Consider the following 23,683-nt stretch of genomic DNA (forward strand, 5'->3'; position numbering starts at 1 on the left):
TTACCCCTCCCCCCGCCTTACCTCCAGACTCCTAAGCCGGTTTACCGCCGCCCCCAGTTCCAAGGGGCGCACCTCAGCCAGCTCAGGGGTCTCCTCGAGGCCAAAGAGATCCTCCCCCTCCGCCAAGGCCCTCTCCACGAGCCTGGCCATGGGGGTGCGGCCATCCGCCAGGCGCCATAACCGCTGCAACCAGGCCCCCAAGGCCCGCACCTGGGCGTTTTCAAAAAGGTCCAGGGCCGAGAGGTCCACCACCTCCTCCCCGTACACCAACTCCCTGAGACCCCGGCCCTTCACCCGGGCCTTCCGGCCTCTTCTGGGATCAAAGCTTTCGGGCAAGGGAGCCCGGGAAACCACGGCCAGGGGATACCGCGGCTCGCCAAAGGCCCGGCCCGTGGGATGGGCTTGGGCGATGGCTTTGGCCTCCTGGGTAACCTCCCTTGGGCGGTACTCCTCCAGGAGCAAAACGGTGTCTGCCAGGTCCAGGTAATCCCCCACCCCGCCCACCACCAGGACCAGGCTCACCCCCAGGGCCTTGAAATCCCCTATGCGATCCAAAAGCGGGGTCAGGGTTTCCCGCCGCACCAGGGCTTGCATGCGGGCATCCCGCACCAGGAGGTTGGTGGCGGAGGTATCCTCGTCCAGGAGTAGCACCTTGGCCCCCAGTTCCAAGGCCTCCAGGATGGCGGCGGCCAGACTGGTGGAACCCGAGGCATCCTCGGTGGTGAAGAAGGAGGTGTCCTGGCCCAGGGGCAGGTCGTGCACAAAGGGCCTCAGGTCCACCCCCACCACGCTCCGGCCATCCTCGGACTGGACCCGTTGCGCCCGGGCATGGGTCACCACCCACTCCCGCCCGTCCCCAGGGATGTGGGGATGGACCCCGTGGACCAGGGCCTCGAGGAGGGTGGTCTTTCCGTGGAAGCCTCCACCGGTGATGAGGGTAAGGCCCTCGGGAAGGCCCATCCCCAAGACCTCCCCCTTGTGGGGTACCCGGAAGGAAACCCGCAAGGAAGGCGGACTTTGGAAGGGCACCGCCCCCTTTAAGGGCCTTTGGCTCACCCCGCTCTCCCGGGGCAGGATGGCCCCCTCCCCCACAAAGGCCACCAGCCCCCTTTGGGGCAGGCGCTCCTGGATGTGGGCAAAATCCTCCGCCTGGTGGACATGGGCCAGGAGCTTCTCCACCTCCAGCTCCTCCAGAAACCCCCGAAGATGGTCCGCCAGGGCCCGAAAAAGCCTGGCCGCCTCCTTGCCCAGAATCCTCCGGCCCGAGGCCGGCAGACCCACCCGGAAGCGGAGGTAAAGGCCCTGTGGCGCAAGATGGGCCCCGGCCCGCCTTAGGACCTTGGGGCTTTCCACCTCCACAAAAACCCTACCCGAGTGGCCGCTACCCCCAAGGTGGGGTAGGTTCCGGAAACGGGCCTTGAGCGCCCGCAGCAGGAAGTCCTCCACCGCCACCCGCCCCACGGGGTGGGCGAAGACCCGAAGCCTCGCCGCGGCCTTGGCCGGATAGCGCACCTCCACCACGCTGGGAGAGGCAAAGGGATCGCCCTGCACGTGGACGAAGCGGAGGTCAAAACCGTCCCCCTGCCAAATGCCCTTTAGATCCTTGTAAAAAGGGTAAGGCCTCCCCTCCAAGGAGGCCAGAAAGGGGAAAAGCTCCTCCAGGCGCCGCACCCCTCTAGGCTACAGGACCTCCACCTCCACCCGCCTCAGAGCCCGGGAAAGCCGATCCACTCCCTCCAGGAACTCCTCCTCCTGGATGGTCAAAGGCGGGGCCACCACGAGAATGTTGTGCTTGGCCAGCACGTAAACCCCCTCGGCCAAAAGGGCCTTAAGCAGCGCCTGCATGGCGGGGCTAAGAGGGCCATGCCAAGGGGAAAGGGGTTCCTTGCTTTCCCTGTCCCTAACCAGCTCCAAAGCGTAGAAGGCCCCCAGGCCCCGCACGTCCCCCACCACGGGATGGCGCTCCTTCAAGGCCTCCAGGGCCTCCCGGAAAAAGGGCTCCAGGGCCAGCACCCGTTGGAAGATACCCTCCTCCAGGTAGGCCTCCACGGTGGCGAGCCCCACCGCCACCGTCAGGGGATGGCCCGAGTAGGTGTGCCCCGTGGGCACGGGGTTCTCGTCAAAGTGGCGGGCCAGGCCCTCCCGCAAAAGCACGCCTCCCAAAGGCACGTAGGCCGAGGTCACCCCCTTGGCGAAGGTGATGAGGTCCGGCACCACGCCCAAGCGCTGGGCGGCAAACGCAGCCCCCACGCGGCCAAAGCCGGTCATCACCTCGTCAAAGACCAACAGGATGCCATGCCGGTCACACAGGGCCCGCACCCCATCCAGGTAACCTTCCGGGTACACGATCACCCCGTTGGAGCCCACCACGGGCTCCAGGAAGATGGCCGCCACCCGCTTGGGGTCCTCGTGGAGGAGGACCCTCTCCAGGTGCTCCAGGGCCCGGGCGGCCTCCACCTGCGGGTCCTCCGTGTAAAAGGGGCTCCGGTAGGGATACGGGGCGAAGAAATGTACCACCCCAGGGGCGGTACCCGGCTCCGTTGGCCAGCGGCGGTTCTCCCCGGTGAGGCTGGCCGAGGCATGGGTGGCCCCGTGGAAGGAGCGGTAAGCGGCCAACACCTTGAACCGGCCTGTGAGGTGGCGCACGAACTTCAAGGCATCCTCGTTGGCCTCGGTGCCCGAGGGGGCAAAGAACACCCGGGCCCCTTCCGGCCAGGGGGAAAGGTCGGAAAGGAGTTTCGCGAGAAGGGCCCTTTTGTCGTGGAAGAGGCTTGGGGCCGCGTAGGCCAAGGTGGCCGCCTGCTCGGCGATGGCCCGCACCAGCCTAGGGTGGCCATGGCCCAGGTTCAGGGCCACAAGGCCACTGGAAAAGTCCAGGTAACGCCGCCCCTCCTGGTCGTAAAGCCAAACCCCCTCCCCCCGGACCACCACCGGCGGGTTCAGGGGGGCCTGGGCCACCCAAGGGGTAAGGACGTGCTTCTTGTGCAGGCTCCTGAAGTCCATGGTTTCCCGAGTATACCCCACTTTCCATAAGCCCCGCCCCAGCCTGAGGAGGCTTGTGGAAATAGCGATATTGCATTATCATTACTTACATGCGAGCGCTAACCCTTCTCCTCCTCCTGGGCCTTCCCCTGAACCCCGCCCTAGCCCAGCTCTCCATTGCGGCCACGACCCCCATCCTGGCGGACCTGGTGCGGCAGGTGGGGGGAAACCGGGTGAGCGTGGTGAGCGTGGTTCCCCCGGGTATGGACCCCCACACCTTTGAGCCCACCCCCAGCACCGCCAAGGCCTTGGCCAAAAGCCAGCTTCTCTTCGCCAATGGGCTTGGCCTCGAGGCCTTTCTCCCCAAGCTCCAGAACCTCCTCCCAAAAGGGGCCCGGCTGGTGAAGCTGGCGGAGGGGCAACCGGGCCTCATCTGTGCGGAAGAGGAACCCGAGGAGCACGAGGAGGACGGGCACGCCCATGGCCCTTGCAACCCCCATTTGTGGCTGGACCCCACCTATGCCCTGCGGTATGCGGAGCGTATGGCCCAGGAGCTGGCCCGGCTAGACCCCAAGGGGAAAGGGGTTTACCAGGCCAACCTGGCCCGTTTCCGCCAGGAGGTGGAGAGGCGGGATCAGGCCTTTAAGGCCTGTAACCTAAAAGGCCTCAAGGTGGTCACCCAACACGACGCCTTCGCCTACTTCGCCCGCCGCTACGGCCTCGAGGTGGTGGGAAGCCTCACCGCCACGGGGGCCCAGGAGGTGGGAAGCCAAAGCTTCCTGAGGCTCCTCAACCGGGCCCGTCAAAAAGGGGTAAAGCTGGTCCTGGCCGAGCCCCAGTTCCAGGGCACGGCCCTTAAGGCCTTGGCCGAGGCCTTGGGCGCCCGGATCGCCGTGCTCTACACCGACACCCTAGACCGCAAGGTGCCGCATTACCTAGCCCTGCTAGACCACAACCTGAAGGCCCTGTGCCCATAATGGAGGCATGGGGTTCAAGGAGGTTTTCGGCACCCTGCCCGAGGCCAGCGCCCAGGCCCCGGGCCGGGTGAACCTTTTGGGAGAGCACACCGACTACCAGGAAGGCTACGTCCTCCCCACCCCCCTTCCCTACTTCACCCAGGTGGAGGCGGCCAAGGCCGAGGGCCGGGTGGAGGCCTACAGCGAGGACCTGAGGGAACTGAGGACCCGCCCCTTGGGAAGCCCGGCCCAGGGGGACTTCCTGGACTACCTCCTCGGGGTGGTCTGGGCCTTGAGGAAGGCGGGGCACCAGGTGCCCGGGGCCCGGTTCTACATCCGCAGCCAGGTGCCCATCGGGGCTGGGCTTTCCAGCTCGGCGGCCTTGGAGGTGGCGGCCCTCAAGGCCCTGCGCCTCCTTTACCGGCTGCCCCTTTCCGACAAGGAGATCGCCGTTTTGGGCCAGCGGGCCGAGGTGGAGTATGTGGGGGTGCGCTGCGGCATCATGGACCAGATGGCGGCTAGCCTAGGGGAAGTGGGCAAGGCTCTTTTCCTAGATACCCGCACCCTGGACCACGAAAACCTGCCCCTGCCGCCGGGAGCGCGGGTGGTGGTTTTGGATCTGGGGCTTAAGCGGCGCCTGGCGGAGGCCAGCTACAACCAAAGGCGACAGGAGGCAGAAGAGGCCGCCCGGCGCCTGGGGGTGAGAAGCCTTAGGGATGTGGCCGACCTTTGCCTGGTGGAAAGCCTGCCCCCTCCTTTGGACAAGAGGGCCCGGCACATCGTAGCCGAAAACCTACGGGTGCTCCAAGGGGTAAAGGCCTTGCGCAAGGGGGACGCCAGGGCTTTTGGCGAGCTCATGGTGCAAAGCCATCGTTCCTTGGCGCAAAACTATGAGGTGAGTCTTCCCGAGCTGGATACCCTGGTGGAGACCGCCTTGGAGGCTGGGGCCTATGGGGCCAAGCTCACGGGGGCGGGTTTTGGCGGGGCGGTGGTGGCCCTAGTACCGGAAGCTCGCTTCGCCTCCCTTCAGGAGGTCCTTACGGCCCGTTTTCCCAGGCTTAGGATCCTGTAAAGCAGCCCCGCCCCCGCCCAAGGGATAAGCTAGAACCATGGACAAGCCGAGCCTCCTCCCCCTCCTGGACGCCCGCTTGCCCCTCACCGAGGAGGGGATTGCCGAAGCGGCCCGGCTGGCGGGCGTGCCCTTGGCCCAGGCCTGGGGGGTGGTGCGCTACTACCCCCGCTACCGGGGGCTTCCCCAAGGAAGGCTTCTGGTGGACGACCCCGTGGCCCGGGCCCGGGGGTTTGCCCGCCTCCTGGAAGGGGCGGATGGAACGCACCCTCCCTTGGGCCTCGAGGCCCTCTCCCCCATCCATGTGCGCATAGAGGGGAGGGAGCGGTATGTGGAATACCAGGGCCATCGGGTACCCTTTCGGGAGTTCCGCCTGCCCTTTCACCTGGGCCATGGGGAAAGGCTCCTTCCCCCTGAACCCATCCTGGACCTGGCGGCCTACGAGAGGATCGGGGGGCTACAAGCCTTGCGGAGCCTGCTTGGGGGTAGGCTTTCTCCCCACGACCTCATCCAGGCAGTGGAGGAGGCAGGGCTTTTGGGCCGGGGAGGGGCCGCCTTTCCCACCCACATCAAGATGCGGGCCGTGGCCCAGGGTGAAGCCCCCAAGTACCTGGTGGTGAACGCCGACGAATCGGAGCCCGGCAACTTTAAAGACCGCTTCCTCTTGGAACACCATCCCTTCTTGGTTCTGGAGGGGGCCCTTCTGGCCGCCCTGGCCACAGGGGCCAGCCGGATCTTCCTCTACGTGCGGGAGGAGTTTGAGGCCGCCATGCTGGGCCTGGAAAAGGCCGTGGCCGAACTGAAGGAAGCCGGTCTCCTCCCCGTGCCCACCGAGGTCTTCCGCAGCGGGGGCCTCTACATCTGCGGCGAGGAAACCGCCCTCCTGGAGTCCATGGAGGGGAAAAGGGCCGAACCCCGCCTAAAGCCCCCTTTCCCCGTGGAGAAGGGCCTATGGGGAAGGCCCACCCTGGTGCAGAACGTGGAAACCCTAGCCAGCCTTCCCGTGATCCTGAAGGAAGGCCCCAGGGCCTGGCGACAAAGGGAGCCCAAACTCTTCTCCATTAGCGGGGACGTGGCCAGGCCCGGGCTCTATGAGCTTCCCCTGGGAACGCCTTTAGGGGAAGCCCTAAGGCGGGCCGGGGCGGAGTTAGGGGAAATCCAAGCGGTACTCCTGGGCGGGGCCGCCGGGGTTTTCACCAAAGACCTGGCCTTTCCCCTACGCTATCGGGAAAGGCTTCCTCTGGGGGCTGGGGCCATGGTGGCCTTCGGGAAGGAAGTGGACCTATGGGAAGTCCTTTTGGGCCTGGCCCAGTTCTTCCGGGAGGAATCCTGCGGCAAGTGCTTCCCTTGCCCCTTGGGCACGGCGGTACAGGTGGAGATGGTGCGGCGGCGGGAACGGAGCAAGGCTTTGCTGCAAGACCTGGCCCAGACCTTAAAGGGAAGCCTTTGCGGCCTGGGCCAATCCGCCTACTGGGCCTACGCAAGCCTTTTGGAGGTGGAAGGTGCGGCTTAAGGTGAACGGACAACCCGTGGAGGCCCAGGAGGGAAGCCTCCTCTTGGATGTGGTAGACGTTCCCACCCTCTGCCACCATCCCCACACGGAAACCCAGGGCCTATGCCGGCTTTGCCTGGTGGAGGTGGACGGACGCCTTCTTCCCGCCTGCGCCACCCCTGCCCGAGAGGGCATGGAGGTATGGACGGATACCGATGCGCTTCGCACCCTTCGCAAGACCCTTTTGGAATGGCTTGCCCTCACCACGGACCTCAGCCTGGCCCCGGAGCTTCAAGACCTCCTCGCGTCCTATGGGGCCGACCCCGGGCGCTGGGGTGCCCTGACCGTAAGGAAGGGAAGTGCGCCCATCCGGGACAATCCCTTCTTCCTTAGAGACTACGCCAAGTGCGTGAACTGCCGCCGTTGTGTGGACGCCTGTGGGGATGGGATCATGGGGGTCTACGCCCTGACCCTGGAGAACCGGGGCCTCCTCGCCCACCCTACCACCCCCCTGGACCGGCCCCTTCCCGAGACCCCGTGCGTCTTCTGCGGCAACTGTGTTCAGGTATGCCCCACAGGGGCCCTAAGGCCCCTAGGCCTGGAGGTGTGAGATGCGCACCACCTGCCCCTATTGCGGCGTGGGTTGCCAGGTGGAACCCACGGTGAAGGAGGGCCGCATCGTCCAGGTGCTGGCTCCCGACATCCCCCCCAACCACGGGGCCCTCTGTGTGAAGGGCCGCTTCGGCCTGGACTTCCCCTTCTCGGAAAAGCGCCTTCTCTATCCCCTGGTGCGGGAAAGCCGTAGGGAGCCCTTCCGCCGAGTGAGCTGGGAGGAGGCCTTGGACTTTGTCGCCAGCCGCCTCCTAGCGGTGCTGAGGAGGCGGGGGCCGGAAGCCCTGGCGGTTTTCCCCTCCGCCAAGACCACCAACGAGGAGGTCTACCTGGCCCAGAAGCTGGCCCGGGTTCTCCTGGGCACCAACCACGTGGACCACTGCTCCCGTCTTTGCCACTCCTCCTCCACCGCCGCCCTTTCCCGCTCCCTGGGCGGGGCCAGCATGACCAATCCCATAGAGGACATCTGGAAAACGGATCTCTTCTTGGTGGTGGGCTCCAACACCACGGAAACCCACCCGGTGATCGGGGCCATGATCAAAAAAAGGGTCCGGCAAGGGGCCAGGCTCATCGTGGTGGACCCCCGGTACACGGGCATGGCCGAGGCCGCCACCCTCTGGCTAAGGCCCCATCCGGGCACGGATCTCTTCCTTTTCAACGCCATGGCCCGGTACATCCTGGAGGAAGGGCTCTGGGACCAAGGCTACGTGGAGGAGCGCACGGAGGGGTTTGCCGAGTGGCGGGCCTCCGTGGAGGGCTATACCCTCGAGGAGGCCGAGCGCATCACGGGGGTGAAAAGGGAGAACATCGCCCTCGCCGCCAGGCTCTACGCCACCACGGAAAGGGCTGGGGCCTATTGGGCCATGGGCCTCACCCAACACACCAAGGGCACGGCCACCGTCCAGGCCCTGGTGAACTTGGCCCTCCTCACCGGCAAGGTGGGCAAGGAGGGAGCCGGCCTGAACCCCTTAAGGGGCCAGAACAACGTGCAAGGGGCTGGGGACATGGGGGGGCTGCCCGACGTGTTCCCCGGGTATTTGAGGGTGGCAGACCAAGGGGCCCGAAGGCGCTTTGAGGGCCTCTGGGGGGTGGGGCTCAATCCCCAGCCCGGTCTGCGCATGACCGAGGTCTTCCAAGCCATCCCCCAGGTGGAGGCCATCTACCTGATCGGCGAGGACCCCGTGACCAGCGAGCCCTACCAGGATCACCTGAAGGCCAAGCTGGAAGCCCTACCCTTTCTCGTGGTCCAGGACATTCTGGAAAACGAAACCACCCCCTTCGCCCACGTGGTCCTACCCGCAGCCAGCTTCCTGGAAAAGGAGGGGACCTTTACCAACACCGACCGCCGGGTGCAACGGGTGCGGCAAATCCTGGAACCTCCCGGGGAGGCCAGGCCCGACTGGTGGATCATCCAGGAGCTGGGGAAGCGGCTGGCCCAGGCCCTGGGCCGGCCCTGGACCCTCTATTTAGGCCCGGAGGCCATCTGGGAAGAGGTGCGCCAAGCCATCCCTGAGATGCTAGGCGGGATCACCTATCCCCGCCTAGAAAGGGAAGGGGTCCGCTGGCCCTGTCCCGAGGAGGACCACCCTGGGGAGGCCGTGCTCTTTCAAGAGGGCTTCAACACCCCCTCGGGAAAGGCCCGCTTCATCCCCGTGGACTTCACTCCCCCGGCGGAGACCCCCTCACCGGAGTACCCCCTTGTCCTCTCCACTGGCCGGGTGCTTTATCACTGGCACGGGGGCACCCTAAGCCGCAATAGCCAGCTTAAGGAGGCCTACCCGGAGCTCAAGGTGGAGGTAAACCCCAAGGACGCGGAAAGGCTTGGCATCCAGGATGGGGAGATCATCCAGGTGGTGAGCCGCCGGGGCCGGATCCGGGCCCGGGCCTGGGTTACGGAGCGCACCCCCGAAGGGGTGGTCTATGCGCCCTTCCACTTCGCCGAGGCCCCCGCCAACCGCCTCACCTTAGACGCCCTGGACCCCATAAGCCGCATCCCCGAGTACAAGGTGAGCGCGGTGCGGGTGGAGAAACTGGACTAGCTTCTCTTCCTCCGCCGCAGGAGAGCCCAGCCCCTCAGGTTAGAGCGGTCCTACACCGTGGGGAAGGCGAAGCTCTCGTAACCCAGCTCCGCCACGGCAAACCAGCGGTACTGCTCATTCCTGAAGGCCCAGTAGGCGGCGTACACCTTGCGGTAGGTGGCGTCCTTGGCCGCCTGCTCCTCGTAGAGGGCTTGGGTTTCCTGGAGGGCCTTCTTCATAATCTCCAGGGGCCAGCGGCGCAAACGCACCCCCGCCTTGAGGAGGCGGGATAGGGCCGGCGGGTTTTGGGCATCGTACTTGGCCATCATGGTGAGGTTGACCTCGGCCGCCGCTACCTGGAAGGCCTCCTGGAACTCCTTGGGAAGCTTCTGCCACTCCTTTTGCGAAACCAGGAAGGAAAGCTGGGCGCTGGGCTCCCAGAAGGAGGGATAGTAGTAGTAGCGGGCCACCTTGTAAAAGCCCAGCTTCTCGTCGTCATAGGGCCCAGAAAACTCGGTGGCGTCTATGGTACCCCGTTCCAGGGCCGGGTAGATATCCCCAGCGGCCAAGGTCTGGGGAACCACCCCAAGGCGGCCCATCACCAGACCGCCCAGCCCCGGGATGCGCATGCGCAGGCCCTTGAGGTCCGCCAAGGTCCGGATCTCCTTGCGGAACCATCCCCCCATCTGGGCCCCGGTGTTCCCCCCGGGGAACTGGACCACCCCGAAATCCGCATACACGGAGCGGAGAAGCTCCAGGCCACCGCCATAGCGCATCCAGGCGTTGTGCTGCCGGTAGGTCATGCCAAAGGGTACGCCGCCATCAAAGGCCAGGGTGGGGTTCTTGCCCACATAGAAAGGGCCGTAGGTGTGCCCGGCCTCCACCGTGCCCTGCTGCACCGCATCCAGCACCTGGCCTCCGGGTACGATCTCCCCCGCCTGGTAGACGCGGATCTGGAAGCGGCCCTCGGTGAGCTCCGCCACCCGCTTGGCCAGGTCCTCAGCACCCCCATAGAGGGTGTCCAGGCTCTTGGGGTAGCTGGAAACCAAGCGCCAGCGCACCTGAGGCGCCGCCTGGGCAAAAGCCCTATAGGAGAGGCTAGCCGCCAGGCCCACCCCCACCTTCTTGAGGAACTGCCTCCGTTTCATGCCTCCCTCCTTTTCGCTGTATAAGTATACAGGAAGGTACAGGCTAACCCTCGCCTGCCCCTCCAGGCTCCCTTCCCAAAAGCCGCTCCACCTGCGCCAGAAGGGCCTGGGATTCAAAGGGTTTTCCCATGAAGGCTTGGGCCCCCGCTTCTAAGGCCCTTTGCCGGCTGGTCTCAGAAACACTTGCGGAAAGGGCCAGAATAGGCGTGGCAAGCCCCCGCTCCCGTACCTTTTGGATCACCTCCAGGCCCGAAACCCCCGGCATCACCAAGTCGCAGACTAAAAGGTCATAGGACGGACCTATTCTCTCCAAAGCCGCCTGGCCCGAGGAGGCCCAATCCACCTGGTACCCCGCCCTCTCCAAGATGCGGCGCACCAGGTGGGCCACCAAAGGCTCGTCCTCAACCAGCAGGATGCGGGCCATATAGGGGTAGGATAACCCGAAAGAGGCTTCCCTTGCCCTCCTCGCTCTCCACCTCTATCCGCCCCCCGTGGGCCTCCACGATGTGCTTGGAGATGAAAAGGCCGAGCCCAGTCCCCGCGACCCCCCGGGTCTGGGCGTTTTTGGCCCGGACATAGCGTTGGAAAAGCTTGGGAATTTCTTCCTTGGGAATACCCGGGCCGGTGTCTTCCACCTCCACCACCAGGTCTCCCCCCATCTCCTTGGCCGCCAAACGCACCCGGCCTCCTGGGGGGGTGAACTTGAAGGCGTTGGAGAGAAGGTTCCCCACCACCTGGACCATCCGGTCGGGATCCGCCTCCAAAAGGGGCAGGTCCTGGAGTTCCACCATAAAGGCCACCCCAGAAAGCCGGGCCACCCCCTGAAAACTCCGCGCCAAATCCAGCAACAAGGGCTTGAGGTTGACCGGCCTTTTGGAAACCTCAAAGCGGCCCGCCTCGAGGCGGCTGGTGTCCAGAAGGTTATCCACCATGGTCTTGAGGCGAAAGGAACTTTCCAGGATTAGGTCCACGGACTCCCTGGCCGCCGGGGAAAGCTCCTCCTCCCTTAAGAGCTCCGCCAAGCCCATGATCACCGCCAAGGGGGTCCTGAGCTCGTGGCTCACCGCGGCGATGAACTCCCCCTTAAGGCGATCCGCTTCCAACCTAGGCCTGAGGTCGTGTAGGTCCACCACAATGCCCCGTACCCGGGGATCCTCCAGGAGGTTCCGTCCCCAGGCCTCCATGGGGATTGGGGTACCGTCGGCATGCAGGACCCGGAACTCCCCCGTGCGCACCTGGTTGGGGGCGGAAAGAAGCTGGCGGAAAAGCCCCTCCGCCAGGGGCCGGTCTTCGGGATACACGAAATCCAGGCCGTGCACCATGCCCCTTTTGTACCCCTCGGGATCGTAGCCCAGCACATGGCGCACGCTGGCGCTCACAAAGCGGATGATCCCCTCCCGGTCCAGCACATAGATAACATCCTGGGAGTGCTCCAAAAGGGCCTTGAGGCGCTCCTCCTCCAGCTCCAAAAGCTCTAAGAAGCGGGCCTTCTGCACGGACAGGGCCAGGAGGGTCCCCACCTGGGCCAGGCGGGCAAGAAGCCTTTCGGAAAAGCGCCGCTCCTTCCGGTACCCCACCAACACCGCACCCCGAGCCTCCCCTGCCCCAAAGGGCACCACCAAGGCGCTTTTGAGCCCCAGGGCCTCGGCCAAGGCACAGTCCTCAGGGCCGAGGGTTTCTGCCCTGACGGGAGGAGACGCCCCTTCCTGCCCAACCACCACGTGATCCAGGGCCCTCCGCAGAAGGTTCGGCTGGGGGAGCTCCCCGGGAAGGGCGCAGGTGGCGTAGAGCACCTTGGGTACCCCCTCCACCTCGAGGAAAAAGAGCCCCTCATCGGCGGCAAAAAGGCCCCTGAGGCGCTCCACCACCCCTCGACCCAAGGCGGCGAGATCCCGCTCCCGCAGGGCCTCCTGGGCCATGTCCACCAGGGCCTGGGTGAAGGCCACCTGGTCCCTGAGGGCCCGCTCCATGCGGGTGCGCTCGGTGATGTCGTGGAGGACCAGGATGCGCATTCCCTCCAACCTTTTCCCCCGCACGCTGAACGTGGCCCCCCCCAGGCCCACCTCCACCCGTCCCCCTTCCAAGGCCGGCTCCAGGCTTGCGGGAAGGTCCTCTAGGGCGATCTCACGGCCTAGACCCAGGGCCTCCCGGGCCCGGCTGTTGGCGTAGCCCTGGTCCCCAAAGAGCACCACCACCCCGTCGGGAAGCTCCTCCAAAATCTCCGAAAGCCGTTTCCTCTCCGCCGCCAGAGCCAAGGACAGCTGGGTCTTCTCCCGGTAGAGCTGGGAGTTCCTAAGGGCTACCCCTGCCACCCCTGCAAGAAGCTCCACATACCGGACCTCCTCCTCGCTCACCGCAGGCCCCCCGGGCCCGTGGTCCACCGCCACCGCGCCCAAGGGCTCATCCTCGGCCAAGATGGGAACAAAGGCCACCCGAGCCCCCACCTCGAGGGCCATATGGGGCGGAAGCTGGTCCCTGTCCACCAAAAGGGTCCTTCCCTCGCGCACCGCCCGTGCCAAAGGGTCCGAGGAAGCCCCAAGGGGAAGGCGGATGCGGCTACGGCCCTCCGTCCAGTAAAGGGCTTCCCCTTTAAGGGTCAAATACCCTTGCAAATAACCGCCCAAGCGGTCCGGCCCTTCCCCTTTGATCAAGGCCACGGTGACCCGGAAAAAGCCAAACCGCTCCGAGAGGGAACGGGCCAGGGTTTCCAGCACCGCGCTGGGCTCCAGGACCCGCCCCACCTCCCGGGCCAGGGTGGTCACGTGGGAAAGCGCCTCCACGTGGCGGGATAGCTGGGCAAAGGCTCGGTTGCGCTCCGCCAAGAGCTCACCGTTTTTGAGGGCCAAGGCGGTGAGCTGGGCCAGGAGGGGAAGGAGGGGTCTTAAGCCTTGGGGAACCCCTTCCAGACTGAGTACCCCCTTAGGGGTAAACCGGGCACAACTGGGGCACACCAGGACCCGGGTTTCCCGGCTCGCCCTGGGCCGTTCCGTACACCGAGCCTCGGGATCCGACCAGCAGTAGGAGGTTTCCTCCCCTACCACGGGCAAAAGCCACTCTTCGCCCCGCTTCACCGGCCCTTCGGCAAAAAAGGCCTCCTGTACAGGCCCCTTGGCATGTAGGGGAAGGGCGATGGAGGAAACCGTGTAATGCCGTCCCCGGCCCGAGGCCACCTCCCCCATAAGCTCCCGGGTTTCCCGGTGGTAGAGGAAAAGGGCCGCCCGCTCTACCCCTTCGTCGGTGGCCACCTCGAGGAGGTTGCGCAATATCTGCACAGGCTCCAAATCCTTTAATAGCGCCCGTTGAAAACGGCCAAGAATCTCCAACTGACCCACGGATCGCATCTAGCTCCAATGGTAGCATGGTGGCGGGGTTGCAAGGGGAGGGGGACAATCTTAGACTGGGTCAAAGAGTAGGGCCCCTGGCCCCTAGGGGAGGAAAGCCATGCCCATAGACTTTAGCCTCACCGAGGAACAACGGCAGCTTCAGGCCCTGGCCCGGCGCTTCGCCAAAGAGGTGATCCTGCCCGTGGCCCAGGAGTACGACGAGAAGGAGGAGGTGCCCTGGCCGGTCATAGAGAAGCTCCACGAGGTGGGCCTCCTGAACGCCATCATCCCCGAGGAATACGGAGGGATGGGCCTCAAGATGCTGGACGAGGTCATCGTGGGGGAGGAACTGGCCTACGCCTGCATGGGCATCTACACCATTCCCATGGCCAGCGACCTGGGGATCACCCCGGTGCTCCTCGCGGGAACCGAGGAGCAAAAGCGCCGTTTCCTAAAGCCGTTAACTGAGAAACCTGCCCTGGCCGCCTTTGCCCTCAGCGAACCCGGCAACGGCTCGGATGCCGCCGCCTTGAAGACCCGGGCGGTGCGCCAAGGGGATCACTACGTGTTAAACGGCACCAAGATGTGGATCAGCAACGGTGGGGAGGCCGAATGGGTGGTGGTCTTCGCTACCCTTAACCCGGAGCTTCGCCACAAGGGGGTGGTGGCCCTGGTGGTGGAGAAGGGCACCCCGGGGTTTAGCGCCGTGAAGATCCACGGGAAGATGGGGCAAAGGGCCTCGGGAACCTATGAGTTGGTGTTTGAGGATGTCAAAGTGCCCGTTCAGAATCGCCTGGGAGAGGAAGGCGAGGGGTTCAAAATCGCCATGAATACCCTCAACAAGACCCGCATCCCCGTGGCCGCGGGCAGCGTGGGCGTGGCCAGGCGAGCGCTGGACGAAGCCAAAAAGTACGCAAAAGAGCGGGAAGCCTTCGGCCAGCCCATCGCGAGCTTCCAGGCCATCCAGTTCAAGCTGGCGGATATGCTGATCGGTATTGAAACCGCTCGCATGTACACCTACTACGCCGCCTGGCTGGTGGACCGGGGTCTTCCCCATGCTCACGCCAGCGCCATCGCCAAGGCCTACGCCTCGGAGATCGCTTTTGAGGCCGCCAACCAGGCCATCCAGATCCACGGGGGTTACGGCTACGTGCGGGAGTTCCCCGTGGAAAAACTCCTGAGGGACGTGAAGCTCAACCAAATCTACGAGGGCACCAACGAGATCCAAAGGCTCATCATCGCCAGGCACATCCTGGCGGAATAGGAGGCGAGGATGAAGTTCATAGCGGTCATCAGACAGGTACCGGACGGGGAAAGCCGGCTCAGGATCCAGGAAAACCGGGTGGATCTCTCCTCCGCCACCCTCATCCTGGACCAGATGGACGAGTACGGGGTGGAGGAAGCCCTCCGACTAAAGGAGAAGCACGGGGGCGAGGCCATCGTGGTGGGGTTTGGCCCGGAGCGTGCGGAGGAGGCCCTCCGTACCGCCTTGGCCATGGGCATGGACCGGGGGATCCACGTGGTCCATGAGGGCTACGCCGATCCCGTCACCGTGGCCGAGGCCTTAGCCCCTCTGATCCGGGAGGAATCCCCTACCCTGGTCCTGACCGGGGGGCAACAGGCGGACTGGGACAGCCAAGCCCTGGGTGCTGCCTTGGCCGAGGCCCTGGGGGTGCCGGTGGTCCCCTGGACCACCGCCATTGAGCTGGAAGGGGAAACCGCCCGGGCCAAGCACGACCTGGACGAAGGGGCCGAGTGGGTTCGGGTCAAGCTGCCGGCCGTTTTCACCACCCAGCAGGGTCTGAACGAACCCCGTTACCCCACCCTGCCCGGCATCATGAAGGCCAAGAAGAAGGAGATCCAAAAGGTGGCCTTCCAGGGGAATAGCCGGGTGGAGATCCTGGAGGAGATAATCCAGGAAAAGGCCCGGCTGCAGAGGATTCTTGACGGCAAGGACCCTGTGGCGGCAGCGGAGGAACTGGTACGGCTTCTGCATGAGGAGGCCAAGGTTATCTAAAGGAGGCAGGCATGATTCTGGTTGTCCTGGACCACGACGGCACCAAGCTGCGCAAGGGGAGCCTCGAGGCCCTGACCCGGGCCCGTCAGCTGGCCCAAGCCTTGGGGGAGAAGGTGGCGGGGGTGCTCCTGGCGGAAGCAGGAGCCCCTTTAGAAGAGGCCAGAGGGTACGTGGAAACCCTATACGTGGCGGAGCTCGGCCCCTACACCGCCGAGAAATGGGCGGCAGGGGTTCTGGAAGCGGCCAAGGGGGGGGTGAAGGCCATCGTGGCCCCTTCCTCCAGGCAAAGCCGCGCCTACATGGGCCGGGTGGCCTACGCCTTGAAGGCCGGGCTTCTGGAGGACACCCTGGAGTCCTGGGCGGAAGGAGGTGAGGTCTACGCCATCCGCTACGCCTACTTGAACCGGGTGACCCAGAAGGTCAAAAGCCCGCCCCCAGTGGCCCTCACCGTCAAGCCCAACACCACCCCCTTGGCCGAACCCTTGGGCCAAGGGGGAGAGGTGGTGGCCCTCCAGGTACCCCCGGTGGCCACGGTGGAGGTATTGGAGAGGGTCCAGGAGGAGAAGAAGGGGGTATCCCTTACCGAAGCGGATGTGGTGGTCACGGGGGGCCGGGGCATGGGCAGCGCCGAGGCCTTTAAACGGGTGGAGGAGCTGGCGGCCCTCCTGGGCGGAGCCGTGGGGGCTACTCGGGCGGTGGTGGATGCCGGCTGGCGGCCCTATGGGGAGCAGGTGGGCCAGACGGGGAAAACCGTCCAACCTACCCTCTACATTGCCCTCGGGGTTTCCGGAGCGGTGCAGCACCTGGCGGGAATGAATAAGAGCAAGTACATTGTGGCCGTGAACAAGGACCCCGAGGCCCCCATCTTCAAGCACGCGGACTACGGGATCGTGGGGGATGTGCACCAGGTGCTTCCGGCCCTGATTGAGGCGGTGAAAAAGCTGAAGGACTGAGGGAAAGGCCAAGCGGGCGGGAAATGCCCGCCCGCTTTTCCCTTTGGCAAAACCTTACCGGGATCCCTCCCCCTGGTCACCCCGAGGGGGCGCCCCTTCTTCCTCCATGCGCGCCGCCTCCAGGTTCTCCTGGGGAGGTGGGGTCTCCCGAGCCTCACCCTCCTTCTTCCCCCGGTTACCCCTGAGGAGCTGCAACAAGAAGAAAAGGAGCACCGCTACCACCACCACCCCAAGGGCGTAGGGCCAAGCGGGGGCGCTGGGCGCACCCGGCACCTCGGGCAGGGAAAGAGGCGGGGCCGGAGCCTTGAAGACCTCCTCCTCCAGCTTACCCACCCGCTCCCCCAAGGCTTTCAGGGCTTGTTCCTGGACTTGGACCCGGTTGGCCAGGGCGGTCACCTGGCCCTCAAGGGCCCGGAGGCGGGCGTAGCCCTGGTAACCAGCCCAGGCTACCAATAGGACGGCCACCAACAGGAAGACCAGGCTCAACCAACGCCTCATTCCTCGTCACCTCCTCCGCCGGGCCCGTTATGGCAGGAGCAAACCCGGCTTCTTAGTATATCATGCGGCCAGTATGGCCGATAACGCCAAACTTATCCTGGACGAGCTCTTGGCCGAGCTGGAGGAGAGGCGGAAAAAAATCCTTCTGGGTGGCGGAGAGGAACGCATTAAAAAGCAGCACCAGCAGGGGAAGCTCACGGCCCGAGAACGCATAGACTACCTTCTGGACCCGGGGAGTTTCGTGGAACTCATGCCCTTCGCCGAGCACCTGGAAACCGGGCTCATGGAAGGTGTTGAGGCCCCTGCCGATGGGGTGGTAACCGGGTATGGCACCATCGGCGGCCGCTTGGTCTTCGTCTTCAGCCAGGACTTCACCGTCCTAGGAGGCTCCTTGGGCAAGATGCACGGACGTAAGATTGCCAGCCTAATGGACGTAGCGGCCAAGGTGGGGGCTCCCATCATCGGACTCAACGACTCCGCTGGGGCCCGCATCCAGGAGGGGGTGGATAGCCTTTCCGGCTACGGGGAGGTCTTCTACCGCAACGCCATCTACTCCGGGGTGGTGCCCCAGATCTCTGCCATCCTGGGCCCTTGCGCCGGGGGGGCGGTGTATAGCCCAGCCATGACCGATTTCATCCTCATGAGCCGGGGAACCAGCTACATGTTCATCACCGGCCCCGAGGTCATCAAGAGCGTGACCCGGGAGGAGGTGAGCTTTGAGGCGCTGGGGGGGGCGGATGTGCACATGGAAAAGAGCGGGGTGGCCCACCTCGAGGGGCAAAACGACCAGGAGGTCCTGGACCTCATCAAAAAGCTTCTCTCCTACTTGCCGCAAAACAGCCGCGAGAAACCCCCCGTGGTGGAACCCCAAGACGACCCCTTCCGCCCCACCCCCGACCTTTTAGACATCGTCCACCCCGATGCGAAAAGGCCCTACAACATGCACCAGGTCATCAGAACCCTGCTGGATGGCGGGGAGTTTCTGGAGATCCAGCCCGGCTTTGCCCGGAACATCATCGTGGGCCTGGGCCGCCTGGGAGGGTATCCCGTGGGGATCGTGGCCAACAACCCCCGCTTTATGGCGGGAGCCCTGGATATCAATGCCTCCGACAAGGCCGCCCGCTTCATACGTACCATGGATGCCTTCAACATCCCCATCCTCACCCTGGTGGACGTGACCGGCTTCCTACCTGGGGTGGCCCAGGAGCACGGGGGCATCATCCGCCACGGGGCCAAGATGCTCTTCGCCTACGCCGAGGCCACGGTACCCAAGATCACCCTCATCGCCCGCAAGGCCTACGGCGGAGCCTATCTGGCCATGAACTCCAAGGACATGGGGGCGGACGTGGTCCTGGCCTGGCCCACGGCGGCGGTGGCGGTGATGGGGGCCGAAGGAGCCGCCAACATCATCTACCGCAAGGAGATCCAATCCTCCCCCAACCCCGAGGAAACCCGCCGGCGGAAGATTGAAGAATACCGCCAGGCCTTTGACAACCCCTGGGTGGCCGCAGGAAGGGGCTACATAGATGACGTCATAGATCCCGCCCACACCCGGCGCCTCCTCTACCAGCACCTGAGGATGCTTTGGGAGAAGAAGGAAGAGCGGCCCTTTAAGAAGCACGACAACATCCCGCTTTAGAGTCCTTTAGGGCACCAGGGGTAAAATGAGACCCAAGCATGGTCCGGGTCTGGATTGACCTTACCCTGGCTAGCCAACGGGAGGCTCTGGCCGAAGCCCTTCAGGCCCGGGAATTCCAGGTGGTGGACCACCCCTTGGCGGCCCAGGTGGGCCTGGTGGAAGCCGGCTGGGAGATTCCCCCGCCCCCGCCTCTCCCTTCCCTGGTTCTACTCAGGAGCCGGGAACAGGCGGCGGAGGCCCTCAAACTGGGCTATAAGGGTTACCTTTACCCGGAGCAGGGCCTCGAGGTCCTGGCCCAGGCCTTGCGGAAGGTGGCCGAGGGCGAGGTCTGGGCGGAAAGGCGGGTGGTGGCCACCTTGGTGGGGGAGCCCACCCCGCAACTTTCCCCTCGGGAAAGGGAGGTGGCGGCCCTAGCCGCCTTAGGCCTCAGCAATAAGGAGATCGCCAAAGAGCTGGGGATCTCGGAGCGCACGGTCAAGGCCCATCTCTCGGCCGTGTTCCAAAAGGCAGGGATCAAGCGGCGAAGCCAGCTGGCCCATATCCGGTTTCTCACCTAGACTTTCCGGCTCCCTGGTAGTAGTACTTTTTTTTCACATGAATTAGGCCAAAGGAGCGTTGGCTTCCTCTTGGAAGGTTACTAAGCTAAGGGTGAAAGGAGGTCTTTATGCGGCATAATAGGTTATGGTTTAGGTGGGGAGTTCCTTTGGGGGCGGTGCTGCTCCTGATCCTTTCCGCATGCGGCGGGCAGACCAATAAGGCCCCCCTAAGTCCCGCCACGGCGGTGAACCGGCAGGTGGATACCTATCCCGATTGGAAAGCGGGAAGCGCCGAGGCGGAATGCACACAGGCAGGGGTGGTCTTTGACGGGGCCTACAAGGTAGACCCACCGGTTAGCGGTACCTACACCGTGGACGCTTACGGCAACACCATCACCGCCACCTTCTCCCCCGATGGCAAGTACGTGGATTGGAGCTCCACCCTGGTCATGACCGCGGTCATCGTCAAGGGAGGTCCAGGGGCCAATGTGTACGTCTATGATCCCCCGGCTACCTCCGATAGTGGCCTGCACGCTCCTCCCAACCAAGGCGGCAACATTCCGAAAATCAGCCATGTGACCTTCTGCTTCCAGTATCGCCTGAACGTGAGCAAAACCGCCACCACCACCTATACCCGCCAGTACTTCTGGGAGATTCGCAAGACCGGGGACCAAACGGAGCTCACCTTGAGTCCCGGCCAGGTCTTCCCAGTGAACTACCAGGTACAGGTAGGGGTTGTCCGCTATGAGGACCGGGACTTCGCCGTACAGGGCACCATCGTCATCCAGAACAATACCCCCATCACCTTCGTGGTGCAAAGCGTCTCCGACGTGGTTTCGCCCGACATCGTCGCCAACGTAGCCTGCGGGGAGCTTCCCCGCACCCTGGCCCCAGGCCAAAGCCTGACCTGCACCTACAGCGCCAGCCTGCCCAACAAGGATAGCCGCACCAACACCGCCACCGTCGCCTACGTGCGCCAAGGCCAGGACCAGGTGCGCACCGCCACCGCCACTGCCCCCGTTACCTTCAATGGCCCCACCACCTTGGTGGATAACCAGGTGTCGGTCAGCGACGACAAGTACGGCCCCCTGGGCACTGTGAGCGCGGACGAAGCCCCCAAGACCTTCACCTACAGCCTGAACGTGGGGCCCTACCCGTGCGAGAGCCAGGACACGTACCACACCTTCACCAACACCGCTGCCTTCACCACCAACACCACCGGCACCACGGGCTCCTCCAGCTGGACCGTAAGGGTTCGGGTGCCGGCTTGCCAGATGGGCTGCACCCTCACCCAGGGCTACTGGAAGACCCACACCCGGTACGGGCCGGCCAAGCCCCGGGACGCCACCTGGGACCTGATCGTTCCTAGCGGCGAGGATACCTCCTTCTTCTCCGCCGGAAAAACCTACTACGAGGTCCTCTGGACCCCGCCTCAGGGCGGCAACCCGTACTACCAGCTGGCCCACCAGTACATCGCCGCCAAGCTGAACGTGCTGAAGGGGGCCTACGCTCCACCTGAGGTGTTGGCAGCCATCGCCTGGGCGGAGAACTTCTTCTACACGTACACACCCTCATCTAACTTCACCAGGACCCTCAGCAACCAGGCCCGTTCCTACGCCAGCCTCCTGGGCCAGTACAACGAGGGCTATATCGGCCCCGGGCACTGCAGCGAGTAGGCTTTGGACTTTGGACCTAGCCCCCGCCCCCCGGCGGGGGTTAGGCTTATAGGCCGATGGAAGCCAGGTGGGATACCTTCCAAAAGGAACTCGCCGCCTGCACCCGTTGCCCCCGGCTGGTGGCCCATAGGGAGGCGGTGGGGCGAGAGAAACGCCGGGCCTACCGGGATTGGACCTACTGGGCCAAGCCCGTCCCCGGCTTCGGGGACCCCGGGGCGCGCCTGGTCCTCTTTGGCCTGGCCCCAGGAGCCCATGGCTCCAACCGCACGGGCCGCCCCTTCACCGGGGATGCCTCGGGCGCCTTCCTCTATCCCCTTCTTTACCAGGCGGGCCTCTCCAACCAACCCCAAAGCGAACCTGGGGACGGGCTAAGGCTTTTTGGCGTCTACCTTACCGCCGCCGTGCGCTGCGCCCCACCGGACAACAAGCCCACCCGGGAGGAGCTCCAGACCTGTAGCGCCTGGACCCGGATGGAGCTCGGTCTCCTGCGGGAGGCCCGGGTCTACCTGGCCCTGGGCCGGATCACCCTCGAGGCCCTTCTGGACCACTTCGGCATGAAGAAAAGCTCTCATCCCTTTTTCCACGGGGCCCACTACCCCTTGCCGGGTGGCCGGCACCTCCTCGCCAGCTACCACGTCTCTCGGCAGAACACGCAAACGGGCCGGCTCACCCGGGAGATGTTTCTGGACATACTCCTAAAGGCTAAAGACCTCGCCGGGCTTTGAGCCAGGTGGTTAGCTCCTCGTAAGGGAGGACATTCAAAACCCGCTCCGGCCCGATCCAAGCCCTTTGGGCCGTGCCCACCGCAAGCTCCATGAAGCGCAGGTGCTCCACCTGATGGGCATCCGTGGAGAGGCTAATCCAAAGGCCCATGCCATAGGCCAAGCGCGCCAGGTCGTCGGGGAGGTCCATGCGGTCATAGTAGCCGTCGATCTCCACCGCCACCCCCTTCTCCTTGGCCTTGCGCAAAATGGCCTCCCAATCAGCCTCTATGGGGGCCCGCCGGCCAAGGAGCCTGGCGGTGGGGTGGGCCAGGACATGGACAAAAGCGTTATCCAGGGCCTTTAGGATGCGCTTGGTCTGCTCTGCCTTGGAGAGCTTAAAACCCGAGTGGATGGAGATGAGCACCAGGTCCAGTTCCCTTAACACCCAATCGGGGTAGTCCAAGGTGCCATCGGGCCTTATGTCCACCTCGGCCCCCGCCAGAAGGTACGGGGGGCCGTGGGTCTCGTTGAAGCGGCGGATGGTTTCTATCCGCCTTAAGGCCTCCTCCGGGGAGGGCCCCCCTGCCACCCGCACCGCTGGGGAGTGGTCCGTCACCCCCAGGTACTGGTAGCCCAGGGCCTTGGCCGCCTGCCAGAGTTCCTCGAGGCTATTCTGCCCATCGGAGTAGGTGGAGTGCACCTGCAGATCCCCCTGGATCTGGGAAAGCTCCAATAGCCTCGGAAGCTTCCCCCCAAGGGCCGCCTCTATCTCCCCCCGGTCCTCCCTCAGGGGAGGGGGAATGAAGGGAAGGCCCAAAGCTTCATAGACCCCCTCCTCCGTCTCCCCCGCCAGGCGCTTTTCCCCGCGGAAGACCCCGTACTCGGAAAGCTTCAGACCCCTCTCCTGGGCCAAGGAACGGAGCTTGATGGAGTGCTCCTTGCTTCCGGTGAGATACTGGAGCCCGGAGCCCCAGCTCTCGGGCGGCACCACCCGGAGGTCCACCTGGAGGCCATTTTTAAGGAACACGGTGGCCCGCTCCTTGCCCTGAGCGTAGACCTCCTTCACCTGGGGAAGCTTCACAAAGGCCTTTACCACCTCCTCGCTCCTCTCGGTGCCCACCAGGTAGTCCAGGTCCCCCACGGTGTCCTTGTACCGCCGAGCGGACCCGCACAGTTCCGCCCTCTCCACACCGGGCAGGGCTCGGATGGCGGCAAGAAGGTTCCGCGCCAAGGAAAGCACCGCCCCCAAGGGCCTGCGTTTACCCGCCACCTGCACTAAGGCCAGCCCCTCCCGGATCCTTTCCGCCTTTTTGGGGCCGAAGCCCTTGAGGCGAAGCAGCTCTCCCCGATCCAGGGCTTCCCTTAGTTTTTCCAGGGAATCAATGCCCAGCTGGTCATAGAGCTGCCGGGCGGTCTTGGGCCCCACCCCGGGGACTTCCATCACCGCCAAGACCCCCTTCGGTACTCGCTCCGCAAGCTCTCGGTGCTTCCTAATCCCCCCTGTGCTGAGAAACTCCAGAATCTTCTCCGCCAGGTCGGGGCCGATTCCTGGCAGCGCCAGAAGGGCCTCCTTGCCCCCCTTGGCCACCTCTTCAATGGGGGTATCCAGATCGTAGAGGGTACGGGCAGCTTGGTAGTAGGCCCGGACCCGGAATGGGTTATCCCCCAGAAACTCGCTCATGAGCCCGATCTCCTCAAAGAGGCGGGCCAGCTCCTGGTTCCTCATGCCCTCACTATACGGGTATACTGGGTCCATCCATGCCCCCGCCGGCCAAGTTTCGCAAGGCGGTATTAAAGATGCTTCAGGAAGAGGGGCGGCCCCTCCACTACACCGAGGTGGCCCGCCGCCTTAAGGAGTCGGGGCTTTGGGCCCACGTTCGGGAACCGGAAAAGATCGCCAAGATCCAGCTCTCCGCCCTGGCTCGCTGGCATAGGAGCCCGGTGGTGGCCCTGGGCAAGGGCCTGTACGCCCTTAGAGAGCTGTACGCCCTTAGAGAAAAGGGGGGTTGTGGGGGGCTATAATCCCCCGGTTTGCAAACCGGGGATACATGGACCCCCCA

Annotated in this window: 20 protein-coding genes; 13 read left to right on the plus strand and 7 right to left on the minus strand. The window is 64.7% G+C overall.

What is annotated here, in order from left to right:
- Both L0D16_RS05685 and L0D16_RS05690 read right to left on the minus strand, forming a co-directional pair.
- The gene (locus L0D16_RS05685) at positions 1-1,671 is read right to left on the minus strand and encodes an ABC-ATPase domain-containing protein (RefSeq protein WP_243030492.1); all 1,671 of its coding nucleotides are present in this window, start codon (positions 1,669-1,671) and stop codon (positions 1-3) included.
- A gap of 9 nt (positions 1,672-1,680) precedes the next feature.
- On the minus strand, positions 1,681-3,003 hold the full coding sequence (locus tag L0D16_RS05690; protein ID WP_243030494.1) for an aminotransferase class III-fold pyridoxal phosphate-dependent enzyme: 1,323 nt from the start codon (positions 3,001-3,003) through the stop codon (positions 1,681-1,683).
- Between the two features lie 89 nt (positions 3,004-3,092).
- On the opposite strand from L0D16_RS05690, the gene L0D16_RS05695 reads away from it, so the two are divergent.
- Genes L0D16_RS05695 through fdhF form a run of 5 tightly spaced genes read left to right on the plus strand, consistent with a single transcriptional unit; the run spans position 3,093 to position 9,150 of the window.
- Positions 3,093-3,959, plus strand: coding sequence for a metal ABC transporter substrate-binding protein (locus L0D16_RS05695; protein ID WP_243030496.1), 867 nt, complete (start codon positions 3,093-3,095; stop codon positions 3,957-3,959).
- A 7-nt stretch (positions 3,960-3,966) separates the two neighbouring features.
- Positions 3,967-5,010 carry a galactokinase gene (gene galK / locus L0D16_RS05700; RefSeq protein ID WP_243030497.1) on the plus strand — a complete coding sequence of 348 codons (1,044 nt, stop codon included), beginning with the start codon at positions 3,967-3,969 and terminating at the stop codon, positions 5,008-5,010.
- A gap of 37 nt (positions 5,011-5,047) precedes the next feature.
- Positions 5,048-6,520, plus strand: coding sequence for an NADH-ubiquinone oxidoreductase-F iron-sulfur binding region domain-containing protein (locus L0D16_RS05705; RefSeq protein WP_243030498.1), 1,473 nt, complete (start codon positions 5,048-5,050; stop codon positions 6,518-6,520).
- On the plus strand, positions 6,510-7,109 hold the full coding sequence (locus L0D16_RS05710) for a 2Fe-2S iron-sulfur cluster-binding protein (RefSeq protein WP_243030499.1): 600 nt from the start codon (positions 6,510-6,512) through the stop codon (positions 7,107-7,109). Before L0D16_RS05705 ends, L0D16_RS05710 begins: the two co-directional genes overlap by 11 nt.
- 1 nt (position 7,110) lies before the next feature.
- Entirely contained in the window at positions 7,111-9,150 is a 2,040-nt protein-coding gene (fdhF, locus tag L0D16_RS05715; protein WP_243030500.1) for a formate dehydrogenase subunit alpha, read from the plus strand.
- Positions 9,151-9,200: 50 nt separating this feature from the next.
- Here fdhF and L0D16_RS05720 read toward each other — a convergent pair whose 3' ends face one another.
- Genes L0D16_RS05720 through L0D16_RS05730 form a run of 3 tightly spaced genes read right to left on the minus strand, consistent with a single transcriptional unit; the run spans position 9,201 to position 13,618 of the window.
- Positions 9,201-10,277, minus strand: a complete 1,077-nt coding sequence (locus tag L0D16_RS05720; protein ID WP_243030502.1) for a TRAP transporter substrate-binding protein — start codon at positions 10,275-10,277, stop codon at positions 9,201-9,203.
- A gap of 43 nt (positions 10,278-10,320) precedes the next feature.
- On the minus strand, positions 10,321-10,701 hold the full coding sequence (locus L0D16_RS05725) for a response regulator transcription factor (RefSeq protein ID WP_243030504.1): 381 nt from the start codon (positions 10,699-10,701) through the stop codon (positions 10,321-10,323).
- Positions 10,679-13,618, minus strand: a complete 2,940-nt coding sequence (locus tag L0D16_RS05730; protein WP_243030505.1) for an ATP-binding protein — start codon at positions 13,616-13,618, stop codon at positions 10,679-10,681. The genes L0D16_RS05725 and L0D16_RS05730 overlap by 23 nt, the downstream gene beginning before the upstream one ends.
- A gap of 100 nt (positions 13,619-13,718) precedes the next feature.
- Here L0D16_RS05730 and L0D16_RS05735 point away from each other — a divergent pair, with 100 nt between their 5' ends.
- The 3 genes from L0D16_RS05735 to L0D16_RS05745 are packed head-to-tail and all read left to right on the plus strand — an operon-like array spanning position 13,719 to position 16,570.
- Positions 13,719-14,864: an acyl-CoA dehydrogenase family protein gene (locus L0D16_RS05735; protein WP_243030507.1), complete on the plus strand. Its 1,146-nt coding sequence runs from the start codon at positions 13,719-13,721 to the stop codon at positions 14,862-14,864.
- 9 nt (positions 14,865-14,873) lie between these two features.
- Complete coding sequence (locus L0D16_RS05740) at positions 14,874-15,617, plus strand: electron transfer flavoprotein subunit beta/FixA family protein (protein ID WP_243030509.1); 744 nt, start codon at positions 14,874-14,876, stop codon at positions 15,615-15,617.
- Between the two features lie 11 nt (positions 15,618-15,628).
- Complete coding sequence (locus L0D16_RS05745) at positions 15,629-16,570, plus strand: electron transfer flavoprotein subunit alpha/FixB family protein (RefSeq protein WP_243030510.1); 942 nt, start codon at positions 15,629-15,631, stop codon at positions 16,568-16,570.
- A gap of 54 nt (positions 16,571-16,624) precedes the next feature.
- Here L0D16_RS05745 and L0D16_RS05750 read toward each other — a convergent pair whose 3' ends face one another.
- Positions 16,625-17,068, minus strand: a complete 444-nt coding sequence (locus L0D16_RS05750) for a hypothetical protein (protein ID WP_243030512.1) — start codon at positions 17,066-17,068, stop codon at positions 16,625-16,627.
- A gap of 73 nt (positions 17,069-17,141) precedes the next feature.
- Here L0D16_RS05750 and L0D16_RS05755 point away from each other — a divergent pair, with 73 nt between their 5' ends.
- The 4 genes from L0D16_RS05755 (at position 17,142) to L0D16_RS05770 (ending at position 21,644) form a co-directional block, all read left to right on the plus strand.
- Complete coding sequence (locus L0D16_RS05755; RefSeq protein ID WP_243030514.1) at positions 17,142-18,707, plus strand: acyl-CoA carboxylase subunit beta; 1,566 nt, start codon at positions 17,142-17,144, stop codon at positions 18,705-18,707.
- A gap of 38 nt (positions 18,708-18,745) precedes the next feature.
- Positions 18,746-19,264 carry a helix-turn-helix transcriptional regulator gene (locus tag L0D16_RS05760; RefSeq protein ID WP_243030516.1) on the plus strand — a complete coding sequence of 173 codons (519 nt, stop codon included), beginning with the start codon at positions 18,746-18,748 and terminating at the stop codon, positions 19,262-19,264.
- A gap of 155 nt (positions 19,265-19,419) precedes the next feature.
- On the plus strand, positions 19,420-20,919 hold the full coding sequence (locus tag L0D16_RS05765; RefSeq protein ID WP_243030518.1) for a hypothetical protein: 1,500 nt from the start codon (positions 19,420-19,422) through the stop codon (positions 20,917-20,919).
- A gap of 56 nt (positions 20,920-20,975) precedes the next feature.
- Positions 20,976-21,644: a uracil-DNA glycosylase gene (locus tag L0D16_RS05770; RefSeq protein WP_243030520.1), complete on the plus strand. Its 669-nt coding sequence runs from the start codon at positions 20,976-20,978 to the stop codon at positions 21,642-21,644.
- Here L0D16_RS05770 and polX read toward each other — a convergent pair.
- Positions 21,622-23,349, minus strand: a complete 1,728-nt coding sequence (gene polX, locus L0D16_RS05775; protein ID WP_243030522.1) for a DNA polymerase/3'-5' exonuclease PolX — start codon at positions 23,347-23,349, stop codon at positions 21,622-21,624. The genes L0D16_RS05770 and polX overlap by 23 nt on opposite strands.
- Positions 23,350-23,381: 32 nt before the next feature.
- Here polX and L0D16_RS05780 point away from each other — a divergent pair, with 32 nt between their 5' ends.
- Positions 23,382-23,645, plus strand: coding sequence for an HTH domain-containing protein (locus tag L0D16_RS05780; RefSeq protein WP_243030523.1), 264 nt, complete (start codon positions 23,382-23,384; stop codon positions 23,643-23,645).
- Positions 23,646-23,683 lie beyond the last annotated feature (38 nt).

The organism is Thermus altitudinis (genome assembly GCF_022760835.1).
In the GTDB taxonomy this organism is placed as follows: domain Bacteria; phylum Deinococcota; class Deinococci; order Deinococcales; family Thermaceae; genus Thermus; species Thermus altitudinis.

Excerpts from the sequence above, each read along its gene's own strand:
- L0D16_RS05780 (WP_243030523.1), top strand. The coding sequence starts at position 23,382 with ATGCCCCCGCCGGCCAAGTTTCGCAAGGCGGTATTAAAGATGCTTCAG.
- L0D16_RS05735 (WP_243030507.1), top strand. The coding sequence starts at position 13,719 with ATGCCCATAGACTTTAGCCTCACCGAGGAACAACGGCAGCTTCAGGCC.
- L0D16_RS05745 (WP_243030510.1), top strand. The coding sequence starts at position 15,629 with ATGATTCTGGTTGTCCTGGACCACGACGGCACCAAGCTGCGCAAGGGG.
- L0D16_RS05760 (WP_243030516.1), top strand. The coding sequence starts at position 18,746 with ATGGTCCGGGTCTGGATTGACCTTACCCTGGCTAGCCAACGGGAGGCT.
- L0D16_RS05740 (WP_243030509.1), top strand. The coding sequence starts at position 14,874 with ATGAAGTTCATAGCGGTCATCAGACAGGTACCGGACGGGGAAAGCCGG.
- L0D16_RS05695 (WP_243030496.1), top strand. The coding sequence starts at position 3,093 with ATGCGAGCGCTAACCCTTCTCCTCCTCCTGGGCCTTCCCCTGAACCCC.
- fdhF (WP_243030500.1), top strand. The coding sequence starts at position 7,111 with ATGCGCACCACCTGCCCCTATTGCGGCGTGGGTTGCCAGGTGGAACCC.
- L0D16_RS05770 (WP_243030520.1), top strand. The coding sequence starts at position 20,976 with ATGGAAGCCAGGTGGGATACCTTCCAAAAGGAACTCGCCGCCTGCACC.
- L0D16_RS05705 (WP_243030498.1), top strand. The coding sequence starts at position 5,048 with ATGGACAAGCCGAGCCTCCTCCCCCTCCTGGACGCCCGCTTGCCCCTC.
- L0D16_RS05725 (WP_243030504.1), bottom strand. The coding sequence starts at position 10,701 with ATGGCCCGCATCCTGCTGGTTGAGGACGAGCCTTTGGTGGCCCACCTG.
- L0D16_RS05690 (WP_243030494.1), bottom strand. The coding sequence starts at position 3,003 with ATGGACTTCAGGAGCCTGCACAAGAAGCACGTCCTTACCCCTTGGGTG.
- polX (WP_243030522.1), bottom strand. The coding sequence starts at position 23,349 with ATGAGGAACCAGGAGCTGGCCCGCCTCTTTGAGGAGATCGGGCTCATG.
- L0D16_RS05720 (WP_243030502.1), bottom strand. The coding sequence starts at position 10,277 with ATGAAACGGAGGCAGTTCCTCAAGAAGGTGGGGGTGGGCCTGGCGGCT.
- L0D16_RS05730 (WP_243030505.1), bottom strand. The coding sequence starts at position 13,618 with ATGCGATCCGTGGGTCAGTTGGAGATTCTTGGCCGTTTTCAACGGGCG.
- L0D16_RS05750 (WP_243030512.1), bottom strand. The coding sequence starts at position 17,068 with ATGAGGCGTTGGTTGAGCCTGGTCTTCCTGTTGGTGGCCGTCCTATTG.
- galK (WP_243030497.1), top strand. The coding sequence starts at position 3,967 with ATGGGGTTCAAGGAGGTTTTCGGCACCCTGCCCGAGGCCAGCGCCCAG.
- L0D16_RS05755 (WP_243030514.1), top strand. The coding sequence starts at position 17,142 with ATGGCCGATAACGCCAAACTTATCCTGGACGAGCTCTTGGCCGAGCTG.